At 72.0% G+C, this 9,302-nt stretch carries 7 protein-coding genes; 5 read left to right on the top strand and 2 right to left on the bottom strand.

Features of this window, described 5'->3' with window-relative positions; genetic code table 11:
* Positions 1-118: 118 nt before the first annotated feature.
* Positions 119-568 carry a MarR family winged helix-turn-helix transcriptional regulator gene (locus tag ACPT94_RS09865; protein WP_360331474.1) on the bottom strand — a complete coding sequence of 150 codons (450 nt, stop codon included), beginning with the start codon at positions 566-568 and terminating at the stop codon, positions 119-121.
* Positions 569-661: 93 nt separating this feature from the next.
* On the opposite strand from ACPT94_RS09865, the gene ACPT94_RS09860 reads away from it, so the two are divergent.
* The gene (locus ACPT94_RS09860) at positions 662-2,473 is read left to right on the top strand and encodes an ABC transporter ATP-binding protein (RefSeq protein WP_425245657.1); all 1,812 of its coding nucleotides are present in this window, start codon (positions 662-664) and stop codon (positions 2,471-2,473) included.
* Positions 2,474-2,526: 53 nt separating this feature from the next.
* On the top strand, positions 2,527-3,384 hold the full coding sequence (gene mltG / locus ACPT94_RS09855) for an endolytic transglycosylase MltG (RefSeq protein WP_360331468.1): 858 nt from the start codon (positions 2,527-2,529) through the stop codon (positions 3,382-3,384).
* A 12-nt stretch (positions 3,385-3,396) separates the two neighbouring features.
* Here the strand turns inward: mltG and ACPT94_RS09850 are convergent, their stop codons facing one another.
* Positions 3,397-4,482, bottom strand: a complete 1,086-nt coding sequence (locus tag ACPT94_RS09850) for an NAD(P)-binding domain-containing protein (RefSeq protein ID WP_425245656.1) — start codon at positions 4,480-4,482, stop codon at positions 3,397-3,399.
* A gap of 195 nt (positions 4,483-4,677) precedes the next feature.
* Here ACPT94_RS09850 and ACPT94_RS09845 point away from each other — a divergent pair, with 195 nt between their 5' ends.
* The 3 genes from ACPT94_RS09845 to ACPT94_RS09835 all read left to right on the top strand — a co-directional run bounded on the left by ACPT94_RS09845 (position 4,678) and on the right by ACPT94_RS09835 (position 9,242).
* Positions 4,678-5,100, top strand: a complete 423-nt coding sequence (locus ACPT94_RS09845) for a YjbQ family protein (RefSeq protein WP_360331462.1) — start codon at positions 4,678-4,680, stop codon at positions 5,098-5,100.
* A gap of 133 nt (positions 5,101-5,233) precedes the next feature.
* On the top strand, positions 5,234-6,244 hold the full coding sequence (locus ACPT94_RS09840) for a cyclase family protein (RefSeq protein ID WP_425245655.1): 1,011 nt from the start codon (positions 5,234-5,236) through the stop codon (positions 6,242-6,244).
* A gap of 133 nt (positions 6,245-6,377) precedes the next feature.
* A complete protein-coding gene (locus ACPT94_RS09835; protein WP_425245654.1) occupies positions 6,378-9,242 on the top strand; it encodes a SpoIIE family protein phosphatase in 2,865 nt (954 codons plus the stop codon).
* Positions 9,243-9,302: the final 60 nt, after the last annotated feature.

The raw sequence follows: 9,302 nt of genomic DNA, 5'->3' as shown, positions 1-9,302 counted from the left end.
TTTGACACCCCCCCCCGGGGGGGGGGGGGCCCAACCCCCCCCCCGGGGGGGGGGGGGGGCCCCCCCCCCCCCGGCCCCCCCCCCCGCGGCCCGTCACGCGCACCGGGTCAGGGGCAGCTCAACACCGCTGAGCCGCAGTTCCGTCGACCAGCGTGTCCAGCAACTCCCCGAGCACCGTCCGCTCCACGTCGGTCAGCGGAGCCAGGATCTCGCGCGCCGCCGACTGGCGCGCGCGACGCAACTCGCGGAGCGCCTCGCGTCCCTCGTCCGTCAGCTCGATCCGGATCACCCGGCGGTTGACCGGATCCGGGGCCCGGCGCACCTTGCCGCTCGCCTCCAGCCCGTCGACCAGCGTGGTCACCGCACGCGGCACGACCTCCAGACGCTCGGCGAGATCCGCCATGCGCGGGGGCGCGCTGAAATGGGCCAGGGTGCGCAACAGGCGGGACTGGGCCGGTGTGATGCCCAGGTCCGACAGCTCCAGATGGCGCTTCTGGATGCGGTGCACCCGGCGGGTGAACCTCAGCAGCTGCTCGGCGAGCAGGCCGTCGGGATCAGGGGTGGTCATGCGGGAACAATATCAGGATGCCGTTCATTGTGAGTATAGGTAACAATGAGCTACGCTCCACCAGTCCCGCTCACTCACCTCCCGTAGGAGCCCATGCACCCCGACCAGCCAGCCCACTGGACCCCACCCGCCGACGCCGAGGAGAAACCCCGGCAGGTGCGCCGCATCCTGAAGCTCTTCCGCCCCTACCGAGGCCGTCTCGCGGTCGTCGGTCTGCTCGTCGCCGCCTCCTCGCTGGTCTCGGTCGCCACGCCGTTCCTGCTGAAGGAGACCCTCGACGTCGCCATCCCCCAAGGGCGTACAGGCCTGCTGAGCCTGCTGGCCCTCGGCATGATCCTCAGCGCCGTCCTCGCCGGCGTCCTCGGCGTCCTGCAGACCCTGATCTCCACGACGGTCGGCCAGCGCGTCATGCACGACCTGCGCACCGCGGTCTACGGCCGCCTCCAGCGCATGTCGCTCGCCTTCTTCACGCGCACGCGTACCGGCGAGGTCCAGTCCCGCATCGCCAACGACATCGGCGGCATGCAGGCGACCGTGACCTCCACCGCCACCTCCCTGGTCTCCAACTTCACCAGCGTCGTCGCCACGATCGTCGCGATGATCGCCCTCGACTGGCGGTTGACCGTCGTCTCACTGCTCCTGCTGCCGGTCTTCGTGTGGATCAGCCGCCGCGTCGGCAACGAACGCCGGAAGATCACCACCCAGCGCCAGAAGCAGATGGCCGCGATGGCCGCCACGGTCACCGAGTCCCTGTCGGTCAGTGGCATCCTGCTCGGCCGCACCATGGGTCGCGCCGACTCCCTCACCCGCTCGTTCGCCGACGAGTCCGAGCGACTGGTCGACCTCGAGGTGCGGTCGAACATGGCCGGCCGCTGGCGCATGGCCGTGATCGGGATCGTCATGTCCGCCATGCCGGCCTTCATCTACTGGACCGCGGGCATGGCCCTCCAGCTCGGCGGCCCCGACGTCTCCCTCGGCACCATCGTCGCCTTCGTCTCGCTCCAGCAGGGCCTGTTCCGCCCGGCGGTCAGCCTCCTGTCGACCGGCGTCCAGATCCAGACCTCCCTCGCGCTCTTCCAGCGCATCTTCGAGTACCTCGACCTCCCCGTCGACATCACCGAGCGCGAGAACCCGGTCCACCTCGACCAGGTCAAGGGCGAGGTCCGCTTCGAGGACGTGGAGTTCCGCTACGACCGCGACGACGACACGGTCAGGCCGGTCCTCGACGGCATCGACGTCACCGTCCCGGCGGGCGGCAGCCTCGCGATCGTCGGCCCGACCGGCGCCGGCAAGTCCACGCTGGGCTACCTGGTGCCGCGGCTGTACGACGTGACGGGCGGCCGGGTCACACTCGACGGCGTCGACGTGCGCGACCTCGACTTCGACACCCTCGCGCGCGCGGTCGGCGTCGTCTCGCAGGAGACGTACCTCTTCCACGCCTCGGTCGCCGAGAACCTGCGCTTCGCCAAGCCGGACGCCACCGACGAGGAGCTGTACGCGGCGGCACGGGCGGCCCAGATCCACGACCACATCGCGTCCCTGCCCGACGGGTACGACACGATCGTCGGCGAACGCGGCCACCGTTTCTCCGGCGGTGAGAAGCAGCGCCTGGCCATCGCCCGGACCATCCTGCGCGATCCGCCGGTGCTCATCCTCGACGAGGCGACCAGCGCCCTGGACAACCGCACCGAACACGCCGTGCAGCAGGCCATCGACGCACTCTCGGCCAACCGCACCACGCTCACCATCGCCCACCGGCTGTCCACCGTTCGGGGTGCCGACCAGATCGCGGTCCTGGACGCCGGCCGGGTGGCCGAACGGGGCACGCATGAGGAGCTGTTGGCGCGGGGCGGACGGTACGCGGCCCTGGTGCGGCGGGACGCCCGACTGGAGCCGACAAGATGACGGTATGCCAAGTTATGCCGGATTTGTAAAGTTATGCGGGTTACCGTGCCCACATGCAGATGAACACTCCGCCACGGAGCACGATTCGACTGACGCGCCGGGGCCGTATCGCCCTCATCGCGACCGGCGCCGTCGTGGCCGGCACCGCCGTGGCGGTGCCGCTGCTGAGCGTGGACCGCCATGAGGAGAAGAAGCCGACATCCCTGGTCGTCCAGGAGGGCTGGCGCGCGAGCCAGATCTACGCGGCCGTCGACAAGGTCCTCGCCCTGCCCGCCGGCACCACCAGGAAGGCACTGCCGACGGCCGACCTGAAGCTGCCGAACGACGCCGAGGGCAACCCGGAGGGCTACCTGTTCCCGGCGACGTATCCGCTGGGCAAGAAGCCGACCCCCCAGGTGCTGCTGGCCCGGATGGTCGACACCGCGAACAAGAAGTTCAACGGCGCGCCGATCGCCGCCGGTGCCCAGCGCAACGCGATGAACGTCTACCAGGCGGTGACCATCGCCAGCATCGTCCAGGCCGAGGCCGCCTCCAAGGCGGACATGGGCAAGGTGGCCCGGGTCGTCTTCAACCGGCTGGAGCGCGGCATGCCGCTGCAGATGGACTCCACCCTCAACTACGGACTGAACCGGTTCACGGCGAAGACGACGCCGGCGGACACCCGCGTCGAAAGCCCCTACAACTCCTACCAGCGCATGGGCCTGCCCCCGACGCCGATCGACAACCCGGGGGAGGAGGCGATGCGCGCCGCGATCAACCCGGCCCCGGGCGACTGGCTGTACTTCGTGACGGTCAAGCCGGGCGACACGCGCTTCACGGCGGACTACGAGGAACACCAGCGCAACGTCGCCGAGTTCAACAAGAACCGGCGGAGCGAGCAGGCCTCGCAGAGCCCGTCGAAGCCCCGGTGACCCGAGGGGGCGTCAGGCGGCGACCGGCTCCCCGGAACGCTCGGCGAGCAGCCGCCTGATGTCCCGCACGGCCGCGCGTCCCGCCCGGTTGGCGCCGATGGTGCTCGCGGACGGGCCGTAGCCGACGAGGTGGACGCGGGGGTCGGCGACCGCGCGCGTGCCTTCGACCCGGATCCCGCCACCCGGCTCGCGCAGCCGCAGCGGTGCGAGATGGTCGATGGCGGCCCGGAAGCCGGTCGCCCACAGAATGACGTCGGCGGCCACGTGCCGCCCGTCCTGCCACTCCACACCGTCCGGGGTGATCCGGTCGAACATGGGCAGCCGGTCGAGCACGCCGTCCGCCAGCCCCTGCCGGATCGCGTCGTTCAGGGGCAGCCCCGTCACGGAGACGACGCTCTTCGGGGGCAGCCCCTGCCGGACGCGTTCCTCCACGAGGGCGACCGCGGCGCGCCCCGCGTTCTCGTCGAAGGGGCCCTCGCGGAAGACGGGTGGGCGCCGGGTCACCCAGGTGGTGGCGGCCGCGTACGGGGCGAGCTCCAGCAGATGCTGCGTACCCGAGGCGCCACCGCCCACCACGACCACCCGCTGCCCCGCGAACGCCTCCGGGCCCGGGTACCGCGCGGTGTGCAACTGCCGTCCCCGGAAGGTCTCCTGGCCGGGGTAGCGCGGCCAGAACGGCCGGTCCCAGGTGCCGGTGGCGTTGATCAGGGCCCTCGTCGCCCACGTACCGTCGTCGGTCTCGACGAGCAGCCGCCCGCCGTCCCCCTCGCGCACGGCCCGCACGTCCACGGGCCGCCGTACCCGCAGGTCGAAGGCGCGCTCGTACCGGTCGAAGTACTCGGCGATCACCTCGGACGACGGCCGACCCGGATCCGCGTCCGTCAGCTCCATGCCGGGCAGCGCGTGCATGCCGTGCACCTTGCCGTACGTCAGCGAGGGCCACCGGAACTGCCAGGCGCCGCCCGGGCCGGGGGAGTGGTCGAGCACCACGAAGTCGCGCTCCGGCTCGAAACCGGTGCGCCGCAGGTGATAGGCGCCGGCCAGACCCGCCTGACCGGCGCCTATGACGACCACCTCGACCTCACGCATATTGTTCACGGTTCTACCAACACCGCCGAGGTCATGGATCTTCCCCCGGCCGCCTCGCGCCGCGCGCTACGAGAGCCGCGCTGAGTGACGAGAGCCGCGCTGAGCTGCGAGGGCCGACGGACGTCCCGTGGACCGGAGGCCGCCTGTCGGGGGCCGGGTGGTCGGTCACGTGTGGAATCCGGCGTACGGGTCAGGATGAGGGGCATGGCAGACGCGTTCACCACCCGAGTACTGCACATCGCCTCCGGCTCCCAGGAGACGGTCGTCGACCTCACCCGTGACTGCGAGTCCTTCCTCCGGGACGCGGCCGCCGGCCGGGACGGCCTGCTGAACGTCTTCGTCCCGCACGCCACGGCCGGTATCGCCGTCATCGAGACCGGCGCCGGCAGCGACGACGACCTCCTCGCCGCCCTGCACACCCTCCTCCCCGCCGACGACCGCTGGCAGCACCGTCACGGCAGCCCCGGCCACGGCCGCGACCACGTCCTCCCGGCCTTCGTCCCGCCCCACGCGACCCTGCCGGTCGTGGGCGGCAGGCTGGAGTTGGGGACCTGGCAGTCGGTGTGCCTGGTCGACACGAACAAGGACAACCCCGACCGTCAGGTCCGCCTGTCGTTCCTCGGCTGAGGGTTCGCGCGGAGCGCGGGCTCACTGCACGAAGCCGCCTGACCGGAATGTGCGACGCTGGAGTAGTGGATCCCCGTCCGGCCCGGTGACGTCCTGCCGCCGGAGCCGTTCCGAAGCCGGGAACGGTGAGTGGATGACCCCGAGCTCCGCCGACACCCCGAATCCTGGGCCTGCCGACACCGGCAAGGGGCCTTCCGGTACCGGCAATGGGCCTGCTGGTACCGGCAATGGGCCTGCCGTCTCCCGTCGGGAGTTCGACGCGCTCTTCGAGGCGGTTCGTACGTGGGGCCGCTGGTCCCCGGCCGACCGCGGCGCCTGGAACCGGGTGACCGAGGACCATGTGCGGCGGGCCACGGCCGCGGTGCGGTCCGGGACGGTCGTCCCGATGGCGCTGCCCTGGAACACCCGGCCGGGCCCCGACAACCGCAAGCCCGCCCTGCACCACATGACCGATCTCGGTGACGTGGAGAGCCCGGAACCCTCCACCCACAAGGACTTCATCGCCGTCGACTACCACGGCAAGGCCGTCACCCATCTCGACGCGCTGTGTCACATCGCCTACCGGGGGCAGCTCTACGACGGCCGGGCGGCGCGCGAGGTCGTCGACGCCGCGGGCGCCCGCTTCGGCGCGGTGTCGGCGCTCGGGCCACTCGTGACGAGGGGGGTGCTCCTCGACCTCCCCGCGGTCCTGGGCATCCCCTGGCTGGAGCCGGGGCAGGCGGTGCACGCGGAGGACGTCGTCGCTGCGGAGAAGGCGCTCGATGTGACGATCGGAGAGGGCGACGCGGTACTCCTGCGCTCCGGACACGTCCGCCGTCGCACGGAGCGCGGCGCCTGGGACCCCGACACGGGGAGCGCGGGCTTCCATGTGGACGCCGTACCGCTGCTGGCCGAGCGGGGTGTCGCGCTGCTCGGAGGCGACGGCGACAGCGACGTACGGCCCTCGCCCGTGGACGGAGTGCACTCGCCGGTCCACGCCCTGGCCGTCGCCGCGATGGGCGTGCCGCTGCTGGACAACCTCGACCTGGAGGCTCTCTCCGTCGCGACCGCCGAGGCGGGGCGGCACGAGTTCCTGCTCGTGGTGACCCCGCTGCACATACCGGGCGGAACGGGCTCGCCCGTCACCCCCGTCGCGGTCCTGTGACGACCGGCTCCGTCCGGCCACCGCCTGTGAGGGACCTCGCCAACAGTGACTGGCGCCCGTGATGTCCGTATCCTCGTCAATATCTGGATTCTTCCGAAAGCGGATGATTATTGCGGCGCGAGTGAGGCGAGGCGTGGTTCGGTCCGGCAGTGAACGGGCGGGGGCGGCGGGGCGTGCGACAGGCGGCACGGGGCCCGCCCGTGTGCGCGAGCGGTTTCTGCAGGGCGAGCGGGTCGAGGAGGGCGTGCGAGCGTCGATCCTGGACTCGTGGGAGCGCAGCCGGTCCCTGGGCCTCTCGCCCGACCAGTGCGACCTTCCCTTCCGGGCGGACTTCGATCCGGACGGCCGGATCGTCCGCGCGGCCGTGCCGGTGCTCGACCGGCTGCAGTCCAGGTTCTCCGGCAGCGAGATCAACATCTCCCTCGCCGACGCGAGCGGGACGGTCCTCCTGCGCCGGTTCGGCAAGGAGTCGATGGCCAGAAGTCTTCCGGCGATCCAGACGGTGCCGGGCTTCGTGTTCGCCGAGCAGGTCGCCGGTACCAACGGCATCGGTCTCGCCCTGGCGGAGCGGCAACTCATCCGGGTCTACGGCGCCGAGCACTTCGCGGAGCGCTCCCAGGGAAGCGCCTGCGTCGCGCTGCCCGTCCGCGACCCGCTCAGCGGGTGCATCGAGGGCGTGCTGTGCTTCGGCTATCCGCGCAGCGTCGACACCCCGGCGCTGGGCGCCGTGATACGCAAGGCGGCCCAGGCCGTGGAACGGCGGCTGCTGGGGCAGAGTTCCGCGCGCGAACGCGCTCTGCTGCGGGCGTACCTGGCCGCCGGAGCCGAAGTCGCCGTCGGACTCCACCGCGGGGTGGCGGTCGACGAACTGGCCCTCGAGCTGCGCCCCCGCGACCGGGCGATCCTCATGGAGAAGGCCGCGGAGTTGATCTCCCGCGGGCAGCGGGCCGCCGTCGACGTGCCCCTGCCCGACGGGAGGCGGGTCACGCTCGTGAGCCGTCCGATGACGAGTGCCTCCGGGGTGGAGGGCATCGCCATCGAGGCCGTCCTCCCCGGCCTCCCACCAGGAGAGCCCCTGGGCGTCATCCCGCGCCCGGTCGGTGAACTGCCGGTCCTCGCCGGCGTGCCTGCCGTCGTCTCCGCCGTCTCAGGGCCCGCGCGACTCTCCTTCACCCTGCCGTCCGGTCACCTTCCGCAAGCCGCGCCGGCGCAGGTCGCCGCGGGCGGCGAGGGCGTCGGGCCCGACGGCGCCGGCGGTGCGACGGACGAGCACCGCGAACCGCCGCCCTCGGCCAGAGGGCTCGTGCTGGTGGGGGAGCCGCACGTCGGGACGTACGCCATCGCCGCGCGACGTCGCCTGGAGTTGCTGTCCGAGGCCAGCACCCGGATAGGCACCGGGCTGGACGTGCGCCGTACCGCCGGGGAACTCGCGGAGACGGCGGTACCGCGACTGGCCGACTTCGTCACCGTCGACCTGCCCGAAGCCGTACTGCGCGGCGAGGAGTCCTCGGACCCCCTCAGCGACCTGCGCCGCACGGTGGTCCACGGCATCCGCGCGGACCTGCCCTTCACCCCGGTCGGCAAGCGGCCCGACTTCGGCCCGACCGCGCCCCAGCTGCGCTGTCTGATCGGCGGACAGGCGGTGCTGGAACCGGACCTGAAGACGGCCGCGGGCTGGCTCGCCCAGGACCCCGAGCACACCGAACAACTGCTGACCCACGTCCACTCCCTCATCGCGGTCCCCCTGCTGGCCCGCGGTGTCGTCCTGGGGGTCGCCAGCTTCTACCGCGCCCAGGATCCCGCTCCCTTCGGGGACGACGACCGCTCGCTGGCCCAGGAACTCGCCGCCCGCGCCGCCCTGTCCATCGACAACGCCCGGCGCTACACGCACGAACGCGCGATGGTCCTGGCCCTGCAGCGCAGACTGCTCCCGCACGGTCTGCCCGACCAGGACGCCGTCGAGGTCGCCCATCGCTATCTGCCCGCCGAGTCCGACGTGGGCGGGGACTGGTACGACGTCATCCCTCTCTCCGGTGCCCGTGTCGGCCTCATCGTCGGCGACGTCGTCGGCCACGGCATGCTCTCCGCCGCCACCATGGGCCGGCTGCGCACCGCCGCCCGCAGCTTCGCCGAACTCGACTTCCCCCCGGACGAGGTCCTCATCCACCTCGACAACCTCGTGGGGCGCCTGGACCGGGAGGACCCCGACGGCGAGGGCGCCGGCATCATCGGCGCGACCTGTCTCTACGTCATCTACGACCCGACCTCGCAGCGGTGCGTCATGGCCCGCGCCGGCCACCCCCCGCCCGCGCTGGTCCGCCCCGACGGCACCGTGTCGTACCCCGACCTGCCGGCCGGGCCCCCGCTCGGCCTCGGCGGGCTGCCCTTCGACGCCGTCGAGATCGACCTCCCGGAGGACAGCCAGCTCGTCCTCTACACCGACGGACTCATCGAGGACCGGCACCGCGACGTCGACGTGGTGCTCGAAGAACTGCGCGGGGCCCTGGCCCAGGCGCAGCGCACTCCCGAGGAGACCTGTCAGGCGATCCTGGACACCGTCGCGCCCGCCCACCCGTGCGACGACATCGCCCTGCTCGTCGCCCGCACCCATGCCCTGGACCCGCGTCGGATCGCCAGCTGGGACCTGCCCGCCGACCCGGCGCTCGTCGGTGAGGTCCGCGCGTCCGCCCTCCGGCGACTGGCCGACTGGGGACTCGACGAGGCCGCGTTCGCCGCGGAACTCATCCTGAGCGAGCTGGTCACCAACGCCATCCGCCATGGTGCCGGGCCCATCCGGGTGCGGCTGCTGCACCACCGCACCCTGATCTGCGAGGTCTCCGACGCCAGCAACACGGCCCCGCACCTGCGCCGGGCGGCCAGCACCGACGAGGGCGGACGTGGCCTGTTCCTCGTCGCGCAGCTGTCACAGACCTGGGGTACGCGCTACCTCCCGGAGGGGAAGGTCATCTGGGCCGAATGCGGACTCGACGGCATATGAGCTCAACGACATACGAGGGGAATGTCTGATAAGACATGATTGATCCCGCCAGTCTCCGCC

Source organism: Streptomyces aurantiaciflavus (assembly GCF_049808595.1).
GTDB lineage: Bacteria > Actinomycetota > Actinomycetes > Streptomycetales > Streptomycetaceae > Streptomyces.
Note: the sequence above shows the minus strand (reverse complement) of the source record. Positions and strands in the feature narration are given on the sequence as shown.

What these genes read in the sequence shown, in the direction of transcription:
- ACPT94_RS09845 (WP_360331462.1), top strand. Translation starts at nt 4,678, where the DNA reads ATGGCAGACGCGTTCACCACCCGAGTACTGCACATCGCCTCCGGCTCC.
- ACPT94_RS09860 (WP_425245657.1), top strand. Translation starts at nt 662, where the DNA reads ATGCACCCCGACCAGCCAGCCCACTGGACCCCACCCGCCGACGCCGAG.
- mltG (WP_360331468.1), top strand. Translation starts at nt 2,527, where the DNA reads ATGCAGATGAACACTCCGCCACGGAGCACGATTCGACTGACGCGCCGG.
- ACPT94_RS09840 (WP_425245655.1), top strand. Translation starts at nt 5,234, where the DNA reads ATGACCCCGAGCTCCGCCGACACCCCGAATCCTGGGCCTGCCGACACC.
- ACPT94_RS09865 (WP_360331474.1), bottom strand. Translation starts at nt 568, where the DNA reads ATGACCACCCCTGATCCCGACGGCCTGCTCGCCGAGCAGCTGCTGAGG.